Here is a 17,200-nt window from a genome sequence, read left to right as displayed (position 1 = left end):
CTTTGTGTCATCGCCCTTCGCTGTCAATGAGAAGAGATGGAAGCGAAAGGCTCGTCATTTCCACTTATGGTTAACCAAACCTCAATATCGTCCAGTGATACTAGCCGCAAGTGTGGGCTGTCAGCTCGCCCTTTGTCATGCCTTCTGACAACGGAATCAGTGGAATGTTTGGACGCAAGAAGAAGACCAGGAAACAGGATCTGGACTGGCAGCCTTCCGGGGAAGAACCAGTCAACAACGATCAGGACGTGCGTGCGCATTCCCCCATCAACACCGATCCGCAACCTCGACGGGTTGAGCCGCTTTATCCATCAGCCAGTGAGGGAGCCGGTGGCGACACGTGGGCCGGACTGATCCACCCCTTGTCCATTGCCCGATTCCTGCTTGGCAATTTGCGCAGCATTATCAAAGTTGCGCTCGTTGTGCTGATCGTGGGAATGGGGATCTATCTGCTGGTGCCGAACACCTACGGCACCAAGGCTCTCATTCTCGTGGATCCGCGTCAGCCGCGTGTCACCAACAACGAAGCGGTGCTTTCCGGTATCGGTGGCGATGCCGCCGCCCTGACCAGTTATGTCGAAGTGATGAACAGCGATGGCTTTCTTGGCAAGGTGGTTGATGAGCTGGATGTAAAATCCGATCCCACCTTTGCCAAGGCGACCAGCAAGACCGAACTGATCGGTATGTTCCGCAGCAACCTGTCGGCCTATCGGCAGGGCGCTACTTATATTGTCGAGGTCTACTACAAGTCCAAAAACAAGGAAAATGCCGCCAAATACGCCAATGGTGTGGCAGAAGCCTTTGTCCGGGATCAGAGGGATTTTCGTGCCGAGACCAGTGCCGATGCCTCCCGCTGGCTTTCGGAGCGATTGACTGCGTTGCAGGCCAATCTGAAAAAGTCCGAAGATGCGGTTGCCTCCTTTCAGGCCCGTTCGGGCATCGTCAATGCAGGGGCACAGGGAACGCTGGATGACCAGCAGCTGACCTCTCTGGTCCAGCAACTGGCAACCGTCTCAACCGAGTTGGCCGAAGCGCGTGCCCGCTATTTGCAGGCCAGCAAGAATGGCGAACCGGCCAGTGCCAACAATGGCCAGAGCAACCAGTTTGTCAATCTTGATCAATTGTTGCAGGAGCAGGACCGGTTGCGCCGTCAGGCTGCGGAATTGAACCAGACCCTTGGCTCACGCCATCCACGCGTGCTTGCCAATGCCGAACAGCAACGCATCATTGCCGGTCAGGTTGCGCAGGAGCGTCGCCGCCTTGTTCAGCGTACCAATCAGGCCTATCAAACGGCCAAAGCCAAGAAACAATCCATTGAGAGCCAGTTGGCCGATGCCCGCCAGCGCGCGATCAAGCAAAACACGGCCCGCGTTGAGCTTGCCAATCTTGAACGACAGGCCACCGCCAACCGCAATCTCTATGAGCAGTTTCTTGAGCGTTACAAGATCACGGACGAGCAGAGCAATTTCCAATTCAGCGAAGCCCGCATCGTGTCGCCTGCGCCAGTGCCAATCAAGTCCAACAAGCCATCCCTGAAGCTGGTTCTGCCGGTTCTTGTGGTGCTGGGAGCCTTTCTTGGTTTGTTGCTGGCCATGGTGCGGCAGGCAATGACGCTGCCGTTGCCACACTCACTGCAGCACCAGAGGTCTGCGGATGCGGCAAACCGGCCACAAGATCCCCCTCTGATGGCACCGTCCGATGCCCGCCGGGTGGATGTGATGGATTGCCCGCCCGAAGCCCTGCTTGAGGCGGTTGCGGCACGCGATTTGCGATCGCTGCCGTCAGACACCGACACGCAGCCGAACGAGGCCCATCCGGACGAGGCGATAGCAGATGATGCCACCAAGGCAAATGAGACCGTTGCCGTCTCGGACACCGTCGATCAAGATGTCGTATCGACCCCGGATGTGGATCTGGATACCGATGCGGAGGAACCGCATTCTCAGTCCACCCTTGTGACTGAACAGCCCGACGACAACGACAACACGGCCTTGCAGGAAGATCTATCCCTTTTGGAGGCAGAGCTTTCCCTCGATGAAGCGCAGCTGACTTCCAACGAAGGCGATCTCAGCGCTGTCGACGCTGAAGGGGAGCTGGAAGACCGAGTGGTTCACCTGAAGCAGACCCAGCCAAAATCCCGGCAATCCGCCCGTGCAGAACGGATCGCCGCTGCCACGAGGACCCGTGAGGCCGCGCGTGCGGAAAAGCGCCCGTCTCGACGCCGGACCCGCCTCACATCCTCTGCCGTTCTGATGTCCATGCCGTATCACGACGTGGATAACCGGGACCGGGTTCTGGATACCATGCTCAACACGCATCAGGACAAACTGGAGCAATTTCTGGCCGCTGGATTGGCAGAAGACCATGTTTGCCTGCTTGTTGCTGCCGCGCAGGATGGGGTCCGTCAGGATGCCACCTCCGACCTGTTCCGGGAATTCGCCATTGATGAGGGATTTCATCCGGTGGTCATTTCGCTGCAGGATCAGGCCGAAAAGGACCTGCCGCCGCCCCGCAAAGTCAGCACGGTTGCGGCCCCCGAGCGGGTTGCCCGCTTGCAGGAATTTGAAGGGTTCGACCAGATACCCTTCCTGATCGGCTCCGCCTTGCTGATGGAAAACGGCCTTGAAGACGAGCTTGCCCGCGAACTGACCAGCCTGTTGACCCTGTGCAAGGATCGCTATGGCTTTGTCATTCTCGAAACCCATCAGGTTGCCCATCCGGCCGTGCTTGAAGATCTGATCCAGTTGGCCGATGCGGCCGTTCTGGTGCTCGACGAGCAGAATTTGCCGTCCGACGAGATGCTCGAATGGCAGGACTGGGCAGAGGAAAATGCCGTCGGGCTGGTGATGGACCAAACCCAAAATTAAGCTTTCCTGCCTATAATCCCCCAAACATTCTAATCGAATATTTGGGGGATTTCGAAGAAGCATGACAGACCTTTCCAAGCCGATCATTGGTGGCCTGCCGATTACCGTCGAGGATCTGGACGGCGCAGCCAGGCGGATGATTGATCACGCAGTCGCGGCGAGGGGCATGGATCAGCCCCCTCTCTATTCCACCTCTGCCAATGGTCAGGTGCTCTCCATGTGTGCGCTGGAGCCCGGTGTGAAGGCTTTGTTCGAGCAAGCTGACATCATCCATGCCGACGGCGAGCCCTTGGTCAGGGCGTCCAGAATACTGGCCAAATCCAAACTGCCTGAACGGGTTGCAACCACCGATCTGGTGCACAACACCGCGCGTATGGCCGAGGCCGAACAGGTGAGCTTCTATTTCCTCGGTGCTTCGCAAGATGAAATCGAACGTGCTGTGGCCAACATGAAAGCGCTCTATCCCAAGCTGATTTTTGCAGGCTTCCGCAACGGCTATGTCAAACCGGAGGAAGAGGATGCGGTGATTGAGGCAGTCAATGCAGCCCAGCCGGATATCCTTTGGCTTGGTATGGGGGTGCCGCGCGAGCAGGACTTCGTCTCCCGCAACAAGGCTCGCCTTACCGGTGTTGGCGTCATCAAGACTTCTGGTGGTTTGTTCAATTTCCTCTCGGGCAAGAATAAACGCGCGCCGCAATGGATGCAGAAATCGGGACTCGAATGGGTCTACCGCATCGGACAGGAACCCAAACGGCTTTTCTGGCGCTATGTCACCACCAATCCCCATGCGGTTTGGCTGCTTTTGACAAAAACCCACTGAGGTAAGTCATGCGTTCTTTTCTGTCCCTCGGGCTGCAATCCGTTTTTTTGGCGTTGGCCATCTCGGTGGGGCAGCCCGCTGCAATTCTTCACGCAGACGAAGGCACCACCCCCCCGGATCCCTATGCCCACTGCCCGCAGGATCATCCATTCAGGCGGGGCAATGATCGGGCTTTGCTGGCGCGTGGTTTCAATCTGCCCAACTGGGATCCACTTTATAGTGGTTTCAAGCCCGATGATGCCTTGCTATCCGCCCTCAAACAGCAGGGCTTGCAACATATCCGCCTGCCAGTCGATGGCGAAAATTTGATATCGGCCTATCATGACGCCGATCACCGGCGGGCCTATCTTGATCAACTTGATGAAACCGTCACCCGCCTTGTCGGGCTGGGCTTTGCGGTCTCGGTCGACATGCACCCAGCAGGCCGCTTTCAAAAGCTGCACAGCATGGCCCCCAAACGGGCCTTCGGACAATTGCAGGAAGCCTGGCAGCATGTTGTTGAACGCGGGCGCGACTGGCCGCGTGAACAGGTCTATTTCGAGCTGCTCAACGAGCCGACCCCGCCCCAGAATGTCTGGTGGCCACAGGCCCAGAAGCTGGTCAGCTGGTTGAATGACGTGGACAAGGGGCGTCGGCTCGTGGTCGGCCCGGCTGTCTTCCAGCGCCACGAACCGTTGGTGGAGTCCCCCCCGCTCAAAGGCGACACCATCATCTATGCGATCCATTTTTATGATCCCTTCCTCTTCACCCATCAGGCCATGACGTGGGATGAGGGATCCTTAATGTCCCGTCTCAAGCAACTGCCTTTCCCGGGCAGTATCGATCATCCAGCGGTGCAGGAACAGATCAGGCAGTTCTCTGCGGCGGGAGAAACGGATGCGGTCGAGGAGATCCGCAATGCCTATGAAACCCCATGGGATGCCGTGCGCATCAGGGACGAGCTGTCGGCCACCGCCACTTGGGCGCGTCAGCATAGGGTCGCCGTGATCATCAACGAATTTGGGGTTCTCGACTTCGATGTCGACCGCTTTGCCCGCACCGATTGGCTGCGCGCCGTGCGCGAGGCGGCTGAAAGCCATTGTCTGGGCTGGGCCCATTGGGATTTCTCTGATGGATTTGCGATGGTCAATCCAGAGACAACTCTGCCGGATCCTTATGTGCTTGAGGCTCTGACAGCGCCGAGCACCAGCGCAAAGCCTTAGCTGTGGGCATCAAGACCGCTTTTCCTGCGCCCAATGGTAGCGCTGCCGCAGTTGCGCTTCATGCAGGGGACTGCGCAATGCTAGGATCAGGGCATCCCGGTACATTCTTGGCATGAGACTTGGAAGGAAGGCGTTGATGGCTTCTATCAAATCACAACTGACCAAACTGGCGATCATCCTCGCCGTGGATATTGCCTTGGCGACGGGTATCACCGTTTCTGCCCCTGTGGCCGTTGCTTATGACGGTGAGGATTATGTCACCTGCCGTCTTGATCCCAACGGTGACAATTATCTCTCTCTGCGCAGCTGTGGTGCAACCCATTGCGCTGAAATCATGCGCCTTGGACCGGAAACGCCGTTGCGCAGTTTCGAGCCAAGCGGCACTGCCGGCTGGCGCGAGGTGCAGGTGCTGACCTATCTCTTTGCTCCCCATGACGCCTATCCATCCGGCTGGGTTTTCGAGCGTTACATCTGCAAGGTGCAATATTGAGCCGGCCTCCCGATCATTATAAGGCGTGACCGAAAGGGTGGTGATCATGTGCGCTACTGCCGATCAAGTCTTGAGAGTCGTTAACGAACCTTTTAAGCTTTGTTTCACCATCGATGGGCCATCCGGGCTCATCGCCCATTCGACAATCATGCAACGCGGTCTTACCCCGTTTCATTATCCAAGGTATTGCAAATAGATGACCATACGGCTGCATCAAGGCGATCTCCCCAACCTCAACCATTATGATCAGGTCAATGCGGTGGCGATTGACACCGAAACAATGGGGCTCGATCCGCATCGGGATCGCCTGTGCGTTGTCCAACTGTCCCCCGGAGACGGATCTGCCGATCTGGTCCAGATCGCCAAGGGACAGACCGAAGCGCCCAATCTCTGCACCTTGCTGGCCAATGAAAAAGTCACCAAAATCTTCCACTTTGCCCGCTTTGATCTGGCCGTGCTCTATCACACCTTCGGGGTGATGCCGAACCCGGTCTTCTGCACCAAGATCGCCTCCAAACTGACCCGCACCTACACCGATCGCCATGGTCTGAAGGATGTCTGTCGGGAGTTTCTCGAAGTGGATATCTCCAAACAGCAGCAAAGCTCTGATTGGGGCGCGGACATGTTGACCGATGCCCAGAAGAAATATGCGGCATCTGATGTGCTGTATCTGCATGGTTTGATGGGGATTTTCCGGGCCCGCCTGTCCCGTGAGGATCGCAAGGACATGGCACAGGCCTGTTTCGATTTTCTGCCGACCCGCGCCAAGCTCGATCTGGCCGGTTGGGACGAGAGTGACATTTTCGCCCATTCCTGATTGAATGGTCCCAAAGGGATCACGGGGAGGGGGCGCCATCCCCCCTCAACCTGTCAGGCGACATTCCCTATCGGAAGGCCCGGCAACAGGCTGACAGGGGCAGAAGACAGCATATTTGCGCCTTGATTTCCCTGCTATATACGCCATATGCCAGACATGATCCCCTGTATGGGAGGTGCCCGTCCTGTGACGGTCGCCCGAACTGCCAACAAAATCTGGTGCGCCCCTCAGACAGCTGAAGAGCAGAGAGACCATTCATGACCGACCCGAAGGACGACCCGTTTCCTCAAACGCGCCGTGGCCCAGCCATTCCGGATCCGACGCGTCGCGAGGCTGTTCGTCAGGGGGGCGTTCAACACGAACAGGCAGAACGAGTTGAATCGGATCTCATCGAAGCCGATCATATCTCGGCAGATCTGGGGCCGGAACCGCTACATCCGACATCAATCCAACCGACAAAGGATGGCGCCTCCACCTTCTCCAACATGCGCATCATTTCGGAAGATGAGCAGCACAAGGCGTTTCGCTCCGCCCAGCGCCACACCCGCCGGGTGACATGGCTGAAATGGCTGTTGCCGCTGATTGCGCTTGGCATCATCGGAAGCTTCACCACATGGGCCGTCAATCAAAAACCTGTTCCGCTGCCTGAAGAGGTTGTCAGCAACGAAGAGGCCTTCAAGCAGGATGAGATCATCATGCAAAACCCGAACCTCAACGGCTTTTCCGATGACCGGGCCTATGAGGTGAAGGCGGTGAAGGCCATTCAGAAGCTCTCCGAGCCTGACGTGGTCAATCTTGAAGATCTGTCTGCCCGGATCACCATGCCCAACGCCGATTGGGTCACCTTCACGTCCAATGCAGGCCGCTTCAATCAGAAGGACGAGTTTTTGGAGCTGAGCGGCGCGGTCGATGTGAAATCTTCTCAGGGCTATGGCCTGAAGACAGAAGCGGTGGAAGTGAAGATGAAGGACAATTATCTGCGCACCACCGAGCCGGTTCGCATTGCCTCAAAGGACATTTTGCTGCAAGCCGACACACTCGAGGCGATTGATAGCGGAGATCTGATCCGTTTTACGGGCAATGTTCGACTGCGCATCGACACCGCATTGATCAATGGTGAAAGCAGTGCAGCACCGCAACAAGGGAGCAATTAGTCATGGATTCTTTCAGTATGCATCATCGCCCCCGTCCAACGGCTCGTGCGCAGGTCACGGCAAAGGCGGAAACGACCTCTGCCAAAATGCAACTCGCTACGTTCACCCTTGCCATGTTGCTGATGCTTGCATTGCTGACAGGTGGGGTATCCGCGCAAGGCATGGCGCAAGTCACATCAGGTCTGAGGACCAATCCCGATGCGCCGATTGAAATCGAAGCCGATCAACTCGATATCTTCGACAAGGAGAAGATCGCCGTCTTCAAAGGCAGTGTCCGCGCCAAACAAGGGGACACCATTGTCAATTCCGCACGCCTGACGGTCCATTATTCCGGTGGTGGGGTCGGAACTGCGCAGTCCATCACCCGGCTTGAGGCCGATGGCGGTGTCCGCATTTCACAAAAGGACCAGAATGCCAAGGGCGATCGCGCCTATGTCGACATGGTCCGCGAGGTCATTACATTGAGCGGCAATGTGGTCCTGACGCAGGGCAAGAATGTGCTGCGAGGCTCGAAGCTGACGGTGAACATGAAAAGTGGGGCTGCCCAGATGCTGTCCGCTGCCAAAACCGGCAACGCCAATGGAAAAGGCAAGGGGCGGGTTCAGGGCCTGTTCATACCCAATCGAAAATAGAGAAACACAAGGATCCAGCCTGAAACTCCTCGACAATGCGTCGCTTAGGATTTAAGAGCAATGACAATCTGTTCGGAGCCCGAAAGCCCCGAACACCGAACCCGAAGCCGGTGCTTGTAACCAGTTTCGACCCCAAACTGACAGTGACATGTTGAAACTGGTATGACGACCCTGTCGCCATGATCAAGAAGACCCGCGCAATCGATGCAAGAGACCAACGGCCAGAACCAACTTGATAGGGATGCTGAGGCTGATCAGGAGTTTGACCCCCTGATGCAGGATGGCCCCGGCTGGCTGGTTGTTCATGACATTGGCAAGAGCTACAAGCGCCGCACGGTGGTCACATCGGCCTCACTGGCTGTCAAAAGGGGGGAAGCGGTTGGTCTTCTGGGCCCCAACGGGGCAGGCAAGACGACGGTTTTCTACATGATCACCGGTCTGGTTCGCCCGGACAAGGGGTATATTTCCCTAGACGGTTTCGACATCACGCGCATGCCGATGTATCGTCGCGCCAAGCTTGGCATCGGCTATTTGCCTCAGGAAGCCTCGATTTTCCGTGGTTTGAATGTCGAAGACAATATCATGGCCGTGCTGCAGCTGGTTGAACGCAATCGCAAGAAGCGTCGTGAACAGCTCGATGAGCTGTTGGAAGAATTCTCCATCACCCATTTGCGCAAATCCATGGCGATTGCCTTGTCCGGTGGTGAGCGTCGTCGGCTGGAAATTGCCCGTGCTCTGGCCTCTCGTCCATCCTTCATGTTGCTTGACGAACCCTTCGCCGGCGTTGATCCCATCGCGGTTGGCGATATTCAGCAATTGGTCCGCCATCTGACGGCCCGCGGCATCGGTGTTTTGATCACCGATCACAATGTCCGCGAAACCCTGTCCTTGATCGATCGTGCCTATATCATTCATTCTGGCAACGTACTGACCAATGGCACACCGACAGAGATCATTCAGAACCCGGATGTCCGTCGCCTCTATTTGGGCGAAAGCTTCTCGATGTGATCTTTTGAGCCTGGACAACGCTCCATTCTGTGCGTCAGCACCTCTCCCAATGAGTCCAGGACGCGGCTCCAACTGCTTGTATTTTGTGCAAACATAATACCGCATTCGAGCTGCCGAGGTCAGTTTTCAACGACAATTCAGAGCCACACACGGAAATGCGCGATTTATGGTTGACGGTCGAATTTTATCTTAAGCCCTAGAAAATAAATAGATATTTATGATTTTAGTCTTGTGCCGGGCACGCGTTAAGACCAACCCGATGCCCCTTTATGCCGGGAGGCAGTTTTAGAAATTGTGCAAATGGCAAAAGGGCTGATATAAAGAACAAGCAAAAGTCGTACCAATTCACGCCGAACGGGATCAAGAATGGCTCTGACACCCAGACTGGATATTCGCCAAAGCCAATCGCTGGTGATGACGCCGCAGCTGATGCAGGCCATTCAGCTGTTGCAGATGTCCAATCTCGATCTGGTTTCCTATGTCCAGCAGGAGCTTGAAAGCAATCCCTTGCTGGAGGCGGCGGGTGGTGAATATGCCAACGAGACGTCCAGCTCCGAGTCGGGTGATACCTCTGACAGCGATCGCTTTGACGGGGATGCTCCTGCCAATGCGGAACGCAGCAACACAGAGGCTTCAGGTGAAGCGTCTGATGGCGAAAGCTCTGGCGGGGAAAGCGGTGGTCCCGACCTGTCCGAGCAGTTTGGCGACGAGCGACCTGAGCATATGGAAGCCATTTCCAATGACCTCGATGCCCGCCTCGACAATGTCTTTCCGGATGATCACGGCTCCGCCGAGCAAAGCGGCCCTCAGTTGAATGATCCGTGGATGTCGACCCCCATGCGCAATGGGGGGGCAAACCCCGACTATGATCTGGAAGCCGTGCTGGCTGGCGAGCTTTCCCTCAGTGATCATCTTGAACAGCAGTTGTCGACCGCGATTGCTGACCCGAAACAGCGGATCATCGGACAATTCCTGATCAATGAACTCGATGATTTCGGATATTTGCAATCGGACATGACCCTGGTTGCCAATCGGCTTGGTGTGGATGATGAGGAAGTGGAGGCGGTTCTGGCTGTGTTGCAAACCTTCGAGCCGGCCGGTGTCTTTGCACGCACCCTGTCTGAATGTCTGGCTTTGCAACTGAAGGAACAGAACAGGTTCGACCCGGCGATGGCTGCACTGCTGGACAATCTGGAACTTCTGGCCAAGCGGGACTTCGCTGCCCTACGCAAGCTTTGCGCGGTTGACGAGGATGATCTGACCGAGATGGTGGCCGAGATCCGGGCACTCAATCCCCGGCCCGGTGGTGGCTTTGGCCATCTGACGGTCCAGCCAATCATCCCCGATGTCTTTGTCAAGCAAGCAAGCGACGGCAGCTGGCGGTTGGAATTGAACAGTGACACCCTGCCAAGGGTGCTGGTCAACCGGACCTACTATGCGGAGATCAACCAGACCGCATCGGGCAAGAAGGAAAAGGAATTTCTGGTCGATTGCCTGCAAAGCGCCAATTGGTTGGTCAAGAGCCTTGATCAGCGTGCCCAGACGATCCTCAAGGTCGCGACCGAAATCGTCAAGCAGCAGGATGCCTTCTTCACCCATGGTGTGACCCATCTTCGACCCCTCAATCTGCGCACCATCGCAGATGCCATCCAGATGCATGAAAGCACGGTCAGCCGTGTGACCTCGAACAAGTTCATCGCCACCAACCGCGGCACCTTCGAGATGAAATATTTCTTCACCTCGGCCATCGCGGCCACCTCGGGCGGCGACAGTCACTCGGCTGAGGCAGTCAAGCACCGCATTCGTCAAGCGATCGACGGCGAGAGCGTTAGCAAGATTCTGTCCGACGATGCGCTTGTGACCTTGTTGCGGGACAGCGGCATCGATATTGCTCGGCGGACGGTCGCCAAATATCGCGAAGCGATGCATATTCCGTCGTCCGTTCAGCGGCGGCGCGAGAAAAAAGCCGCTCAAGGCTGATTGATTCTCGCTTTGGTGGCTGCTTTTTGTCACGAAGGCGGTGATTGAATCTGCAGAATTGCCCGGTTTTGAACAAGCAAAAAAGCGGTCTGTCAAGACTTGAAATCCTGCAGTTGAAAACAGGAACTATGCGTGATTGTGAAATTTTCTTAATACTTTGGTAGTTTCTACATTTCATTCATTTCAATTCATGAAAGTTAGTGGATAAATACGCATGCCATGCGCTTTCTGTCCCCTGTTTGTCATGTCTTCTGGTCAATGCCGCATTTATTTGGCAGACTGAAGCTATGCATGACAGATTTTCCCATACATTGACATTCATCGGCCCAGCGCATATGTGTGCGCTGCCCGGTTGCATGTGACTGTACCGGGACCATGTGCCATGCTTTGGCCGACCCGACACTCAACCATGTACTGACGCGGATGGCCGCATCCTAACCGATAGCAGGATTATACGGCGCGCGTTGATAAAGGGATGAAGACAGGTTGGTCATCCCATTGACCCAAGAAAAATAGGGGGTTCCATGACGCTTCGAGTATCAGGCAAACAAGTAGATGTTGGTGATTCACTGCGCAGTTATGCCGAAGATCGCGTTGCCGAAACCGTCCAAAAATATTTCGATGGTGGCTATAAAGGTCATATGACCTTGGAGAAAGAGGGGATCGGATTCAAGAGTGATCTGGTCATCCATCTCGATACCGGGATGGTCATGCAAGCAAGCGGTTCAGACGCTGACCCGCAGCGAAGTTTCGAGAATGCAAACGAGCATATCGACAAGCGCTTGCGGCGCTACAAACGTCGCCTGAAAAGCCATCGGACGGAACGTGCCGGATCGCCTGAGGCGATTGAAGTGGCATATGGCGTGATCCAGAATCCTGATACGCAGGATGAGGTCCCGGAAGACTTCACCCCGGTGGTCATTGCCGAATCCACGTCGCCCATCCGGACGATGACCGTTGGCGATGCCGTGATGGCGCTTGACATGACCGAAGCCCCGGTCATGGTCTTCCGAAATGCGGGAGATGATGCTATTAACGTGGTTTATAAACGCAAGGACGGCCATGTTGGTTGGGTCAATCCTTCCCTCACCAAATAAAGCCTGATAATGCCGACACCGATGGTGTTGGCTCGAGATCAACCTGCCTCCGAACAGTCATGTCGGGGGCAGTGTGGTTGGTCGCTCAAGAAACAGAAGCATTCTGCCAGCGTAGAGATGATGCGGGGGTGGAATGCTTGACAGATGAGAGTTTCATGGAACTGAACGATCTTCTCGCCCCTGAATCCATCATTCCGTTGCTCAAGGCCAGCAGCAAGAAACAGGTAATTCAGGAGCTGTCAGAGCGAGCCGCCCAATTGACGGGTTTGCCTCAGCGTCAAATTTTCGAGAAATTGCTGCAACGCGAACGCCTCGGCTCGACGGGTGTCGGTCAAGGTGTGGCGATTCCGCACGGCAAGTTGCCGGATCTGGATCGTATCCACGGCATTTTCGCTCTGTTGGACAAGCCGGTCAATTTCGACGCGATGGATGACAAGCCGGTCGATATCGTCTTTCTGCTGCTCGCCCCCGAAGGGGCTGGAGCCGACCATCTCAAGGCCCTTGCCCGCATTGCCCGCGTGTTGCGCAGTGAAGGCACTCTGGAAAAACTGCGCGCCGCAACCGAAGGCGATGAGATCCGCGCTGTTTTGAGTGTCGTTCAGGAATCCAACGCTGCCTGAATGCGCTTCTGAGCATCCGGGCTGAAGCGCTCCCGACGAGCCTTTTTTCTCCTCCCCTTGTTATCGACCTGTCAAACGAACAGGCCACAAAGGCAGTCTTGGCAGGGTCATATCTGCTGACAGGAATGGCAGCCGCCTGACAAGCGGCCCGTTGAGGAAGGAAAAGCGTGTCCAACAAGCAGCAGGATCCGTCGGCAACTGCACCGACGACAAACCCGTCTCCAACGCTGGCTGAGGCCAATCATGTCTGGTGGCATATCGGGCTTCTTTCCTTTGGTGGTCCGGCTGCCCAGATTGCGCTGATGCATCGGATGATCGTCGACGAAAAGGGCTGGTTGAGCGAGCGGCAGTTCCTCAATGCCCTGTCTTTCTGCATGATGCTGCCCGGGCCTGAAGCGATGCAACTGGCAACCTATTCAGGCTGGCGGCTGCATGGATCTCTCGGCGGGCTGATGGCCGGTCTGGCCTTTGTTATTCCCGGTGCGCTTGTCATTCTGGCGCTGGCAGCCTTTTACGCACTGGCGGGGCAAACCCCTTTGGCTGCCTCCCTGTTCATGGGCATCAAGGCCGCTGTCCTGATTATCGTTGTTGAAGCTTTGTTGCGAGTGGCAAGAAAAGCGCTCGACGGAACAGCCCATTGGCTGATTGCCGGTCTGGCCTTTGTCGGCATCTTCTTTCTGCAATGGCCTTTTCCGTTGATCATCGCGCTTGCGGCCGCTTATGGCGTCTGGCACGCCGGTCGCATGCCTGCCGGGGCTGCAGGCGAAGAGGGTGAGGCGGTCAAGGCTGTGCCCTTCAGGCAAACCCTCGCCACCATCCTTGTTTGGCTCACGCTCTGGCTGGTGCCTCTTGGCCTGATCGGCTGGCTGGTGGAACCCGCCATGCTCGGCAATATCGGTCTCTTCTTTGCCAAACTGGCAACCGTTACCTTCGGTGGAGCCTATGCGGTGCTGGCCTATATGGCCCAGGACGCCGTCAATTCCCATGGCTGGCTGTCTGCCAGCGAAATGATGGATGGCTTGGGACTGGCGGAAACCACACCCGGTCCGCTTATTCTGGTGACTGAATTTGTTGGTTTTCTGGCCGCCGCTCGGGCCGACGGAGGCGTCAATCTCTGGCTTGGACTGGTCGGAGCAATGGTGACCCTCTGGGCGACCTTCGCCCCTTGCTTCCTCTGGGTCTTTGCCGGGGCTCCCTATATCGAATGGATCAGCCACCGCCCGCGCCTGCGTGAAGCCTTGCGGGCGATCACCGCAGCGGTCGTCGGCGTCATCCTCAATCTCTCGGTCTGGTTTGCCCTGCATGTGCTGTTTGGCACGGTACAACAGCAGGCATTTGGGCCGATCCTGTTGCATCTGCCCGAGTGGGACAGTTTCAACCCTGCTGTCTTCGGCTTGGCTTTGGCTGCTGGTTATTTGTTGCACTGGCGGCAATGGTCGGTCCTTGCCTGCCTTGGAGTGACCAGCGCGCTTGGTATTGGTATCGGTCTGATACCTACCCTTGTGTAGGGTTGGCAATCAGACCACAAAAAACCGATCAGGGAAGCCTGACCGGTCTTGCATTGGTGTAATAGCTATGTAGCCATTTGGCGTTAGTGAACGCTGACGGTCTCGATGTCATGGCGCATGGCACTCAGCTTGACGGCGGATTCCGAGCCGGCCAAGGCGATCGGCTGACCCTGCACATCCAGGAGAGCCCACAATTCCTGACTGACCGGGAGTTCCGGTGCCTCGGGAAACATTTCCATCACATCATCCATTGTCACCTGACGCACATAAGCCATCCGGCGCTCGAGCATGATGGATTCCAAACCGTCTTCCATCTCTTCGCTTTCGAACATTTCGTCTTCATACATGGCGTTGCTCACATGTTGGGTCGAGCGGTGCGGCATTCATGGGAGGGTGAATAGACCGCCGGACCTGAGGGAAGGGCCTTATTCTTTGACGTCAATTGCGATTTTACGGACAACTTTCTCTGGTTCGGGCCGGGCGAGATCGATGGACAATAGCCCGTCTTTCAGTTCGGCTCCAAGAATTTCTATGCCCTCGGCCAGCACGAAAGAGCGCTGGAACTGGCGGGCGGCGATACCACGATGCAGATATTGGCGGGTCTGATCATCAATCTGGCGACCGCGAATGACCAGCTGGCTCTCTTCCAGGGTCACATCAAGCTGGTCGCGGGTGAAGCCTGCCACAGCAAGGGTGATGCGCAGCACGTCGCCGCTGCCTCCATTGCCTTCAAGCAACTTGCACTCAGTGGGATCCAGGCGTTCGATATTGTAAGGGGGATAGCCTTCATTGGCGCCCTTGGCCACCCGGTCAAGAACGCGCTCGACTTCATCAAAGCCAAGCAGAAAAGGGCTGGAAAAAGCAGACATGCGAGACATTGGCGGTCCTTCTTGTTAAGCGACGCGCTGTCCCTACGTTCGGTGCTACGTCCAGTGTCACCGTCATAGGGTCGTTGAAAGATTAAAGGGCAGGCAAAACCACACCCTGTTTTCCAGACCTCTGCTGAGCATCCGGGTTCTCTTCCAATATGGGGCGAGTCTGAGCGTTCTTCAAGCGGCTTCTAAAAGGAGACCCTTACCGGCTCGGGCTTTCTGCTCGCGCAGTTAAAAAACGGCTTTAGGGCAGGATTGTTACCCTCGCGCCGACAGGGACACGGGCATAGAGGTCCTCCATGTCCCTGTTCGAGACAGCAATGCACCCATCGGTCCAATTATGCGGCAGGGTCAGTCCAAAGGGGCGCAGGGCATTTGGCTGACCGTGAATGAAGATGTCTCCTCCCGGATTGCGTCCCGCAAGACGGGCTTTGGCGCGCTGGTCGGCTCTGGGATAGTCAAGTCCGAGCGAGAGATGAAACCGGGAGCGTGGATTGCGGCGGTTGATGCGATAGACACCTTCCGGTGTGCGCCCATCTCCTTCTTGCATTTTGTCGCCTTTGGGAGAAAAGCCCAGCCGGATACTATATTGGGCAATGTCCTTGCCTGCGCGCATCAGTGTCATCGTGCGGTCACCCTTGCGCACGATCAGGGCATCGGCTCTTAGGCCAGTTGCCACAAGGGCAGGGGCCGCGACAGCGGAAGGTCCCGCAAGCCAGACGCCTGCCAGACTGGCGAGAGCGGCGCCGACCAGAAGGGCCAGAAAGAGGCCTGCGGCGGTGCGCCAGAGGGTGCGCTTTGAGTAACGGGAAGGCATGAATGGATCCGTTTGAACTGCGGTCGTCCTGAACATACCGATAGAGTGTGGCCATTGATGGGAAGAATTGGGGGAAGGATCAGCTCGCTCATTTGAAAAGGGCACAAAAAAACCGCCCCGATGAAGGATCGGAGCGGTTTTCATGGTCTATATCGAGCAACGGTGAAGGAGATCAGCTGGCCTTTTTGGCGCGTCTCCGGTCAGCATTCGGCTGATAGGCAATTTCAGAATGATACTTGCAGTAGGGCGAGTCTTGTTCGGATTTGCATCCGCAGAAATGGAAGTCATTGTCGCCCGGATCGCCAATTGGCCATTTGCAGGTATTCTCGGTCAGGGTCAGGATCGTGGCGCGCTTGGAAATCGGCACGACCACAGCATCGACTGCTGGTTTCTGCTCGGCTTTTGGCTGCGGAGTTGCCTGCGGTTTCGCATCGGCCTTCAAGGCCGTTGCGCCAACCGTTGGCGCAGGTCCGCTTGACGGGCGGGCCGGACGAGACGATTGAGGTCGGCTCCGGCGCGCGCGAGGCGCAGTGGTGGTTGTTTTTGCCCGGCCGGACAGGCCAAGACGATGAACTTTACCAATCACGGCATTGCGCGTCACTCCGCCAAGTTCCGCTGCTACCTGACTGGCACTCAGGCCATCGGCCCAGAGCTTCTTCAATAGTTCTACACGTTCGTCAGTCCAAGACATAAATTTAGCCTCCGTCTAGACTGGTCAAAAGGCAAAAAGTACCGCCGCACCCCGGTCGCATGTTGCAACCAAAGGTTTTTGCCTTCTGATGAGATTTTTGGTTTTGCCGCACGATATATAGTCGTTAATAAATGGTAAACTACTATATGGTTACTCAGCGTTACAACAGGTGGCCGGTTTGAATTAATCCTTTTCCCCAGAATTTCGAATCAAACCGTGTCCAAAAATGGAGGAACAAATTAATTTTGCGTTTATTCCCCAATAACTGTTCATACCCTGTGGATAAGCTGTTTGTAAGGCTTGAAAAGGCATGTGATAACCAAAAGAGCAGCTCTCGCTTCCCTTTGAGTCACATAGGGTCAGACCCATTGTTTCACATCCTCATTGATCAGCAGGGCACAGATGCTCCTGGCTCTGTGCGCGCCGGAATAAATCACAACGCCCTGATCATGAAAACGTGTCCAAAAGGCCATGACATGCATTTAGTGCATATTGAGCAGTCGAGTTCAATGGCATCCAATGCGCCTTGATTGGTGGCTCTGTGACGGGTTTTGAACTGATGGGCTAGTAATCTGGATTTTGGCGCAGATAATTTTGTGGATTACCTGATCAAAAGCAGAAAATA

16 protein-coding genes are annotated in these 17,200 nt (G+C 55.9%); 12 read left to right on the top strand and 4 right to left on the bottom strand.

Translation table 11 applies throughout. The annotated features are described in order from the left end of the window. Nucleotides 1-164: 164 nt before the first annotated feature. The 12 genes from DSD30_RS00605 (at nt 165) to chrA (ending at nt 14,195) form a co-directional block, all read left to right on the top strand. Nucleotides 165-2,867, top strand: coding sequence for a GumC family protein (locus DSD30_RS00605; RefSeq protein WP_198662756.1), 2,703 nt, complete (start codon nt 165-167; stop codon nt 2,865-2,867). Nucleotides 2,868-2,928: 61 nt separating this feature from the next. Then, nucleotides 2,929-3,687 (top strand): WecB/TagA/CpsF family glycosyltransferase, encoded by a 759-nt coding sequence (locus DSD30_RS00600; RefSeq protein ID WP_114007676.1) that lies wholly within the window; start codon nt 2,929-2,931, stop codon nt 3,685-3,687. A gap of 8 nt (nt 3,688-3,695) precedes the next feature. Then, nucleotides 3,696-4,889: a glycoside hydrolase family 5 protein gene (locus DSD30_RS00595; RefSeq protein ID WP_114007675.1), complete on the top strand. Its 1,194-nt coding sequence runs from the start codon at nt 3,696-3,698 to the stop codon at nt 4,887-4,889. A gap of 136 nt (nt 4,890-5,025) precedes the next feature. Continuing rightward, complete coding sequence (locus DSD30_RS00590) at nt 5,026-5,379, top strand: hypothetical protein (protein ID WP_114007674.1); 354 nt, start codon at nt 5,026-5,028, stop codon at nt 5,377-5,379. Between the two features lie 196 nt (nt 5,380-5,575). Then, the gene (locus tag DSD30_RS00585) at nt 5,576-6,196 is read left to right on the top strand and encodes a ribonuclease H-like domain-containing protein (RefSeq protein WP_114007673.1); all 621 of its coding nucleotides are present in this window, start codon (nt 5,576-5,578) and stop codon (nt 6,194-6,196) included. Nucleotides 6,197-6,453: 257 nt separating this feature from the next. Further along, on the top strand, nt 6,454-7,350 hold the full coding sequence (gene lptC / locus DSD30_RS00580) for an LPS export ABC transporter periplasmic protein LptC (protein ID WP_114007672.1): 897 nt from the start codon (nt 6,454-6,456) through the stop codon (nt 7,348-7,350). A 2-nt stretch (nt 7,351-7,352) separates the two neighbouring features. Further along, nucleotides 7,353-7,982 (top strand): LptA/OstA family protein, encoded by a 630-nt coding sequence (locus DSD30_RS00575; protein ID WP_114007671.1) that lies wholly within the window; start codon nt 7,353-7,355, stop codon nt 7,980-7,982. Nucleotides 7,983-8,255: 273 nt separating this feature from the next. Beyond that, nucleotides 8,256-8,990 (top strand): LPS export ABC transporter ATP-binding protein, encoded by a 735-nt coding sequence (lptB, locus tag DSD30_RS00570; protein WP_245418362.1) that lies wholly within the window; start codon nt 8,256-8,258, stop codon nt 8,988-8,990. A gap of 366 nt (nt 8,991-9,356) precedes the next feature. Then, nucleotides 9,357-10,970 (top strand): RNA polymerase factor sigma-54, encoded by a 1,614-nt coding sequence (rpoN, locus tag DSD30_RS00565; RefSeq protein ID WP_114007669.1) that lies wholly within the window; start codon nt 9,357-9,359, stop codon nt 10,968-10,970. Between the two features lie 524 nt (nt 10,971-11,494). After that, nucleotides 11,495-12,067 carry a ribosome hibernation-promoting factor, HPF/YfiA family gene (gene hpf / locus DSD30_RS00560; RefSeq protein WP_114007668.1) on the top strand — a complete coding sequence of 191 codons (573 nt, stop codon included), beginning with the start codon at nt 11,495-11,497 and terminating at the stop codon, nt 12,065-12,067. Nucleotides 12,068-12,222: 155 nt separating this feature from the next. Next, nucleotides 12,223-12,687 (top strand): PTS IIA-like nitrogen regulatory protein PtsN, encoded by a 465-nt coding sequence (ptsN, locus tag DSD30_RS00555; protein ID WP_114007667.1) that lies wholly within the window; start codon nt 12,223-12,225, stop codon nt 12,685-12,687. Between the two features lie 167 nt (nt 12,688-12,854). Further along, nucleotides 12,855-14,195, top strand: coding sequence for a chromate efflux transporter (gene chrA / locus DSD30_RS00550; protein ID WP_114007666.1), 1,341 nt, complete (start codon nt 12,855-12,857; stop codon nt 14,193-14,195). Nucleotides 14,196-14,278: 83 nt separating this feature from the next. On the opposite strand, the gene DSD30_RS00545 is transcribed toward chrA, so the two are convergent. From DSD30_RS00545 to DSD30_RS00530, 4 genes are all read right to left on the bottom strand, one after another. After that, nucleotides 14,279-14,542, bottom strand: a complete 264-nt coding sequence (locus DSD30_RS00545) for a DUF1150 family protein (protein ID WP_157967497.1) — start codon at nt 14,540-14,542, stop codon at nt 14,279-14,281. A gap of 78 nt (nt 14,543-14,620) precedes the next feature. Continuing rightward, nucleotides 14,621-15,073 carry an Hsp20 family protein gene (locus DSD30_RS00540; protein ID WP_114007664.1) on the bottom strand — a complete coding sequence of 151 codons (453 nt, stop codon included), beginning with the start codon at nt 15,071-15,073 and terminating at the stop codon, nt 14,621-14,623. A 238-nt stretch (nt 15,074-15,311) separates the two neighbouring features. After that, a complete protein-coding gene (locus DSD30_RS00535) occupies nt 15,312-15,884 on the bottom strand; it encodes a L,D-transpeptidase family protein (RefSeq protein ID WP_157967496.1) in 573 nt (190 codons plus the stop codon). 172 nt (nt 15,885-16,056) lie between these two features. Continuing rightward, entirely contained in the window at nt 16,057-16,575 is a 519-nt protein-coding gene (locus DSD30_RS00530; RefSeq protein ID WP_114007662.1) for a GcrA family cell cycle regulator, read from the bottom strand. Nucleotides 16,576-17,200: the final 625 nt, after the last annotated feature.

The sequence above is a fragment of the Cohaesibacter intestini genome, assembly GCF_003324485.1.
Lineage (GTDB): Bacteria > Pseudomonadota > Alphaproteobacteria > Rhizobiales > Cohaesibacteraceae > Cohaesibacter > Cohaesibacter intestini.
This window is presented reverse-complemented; position numbering and strand designations above follow the sequence as displayed.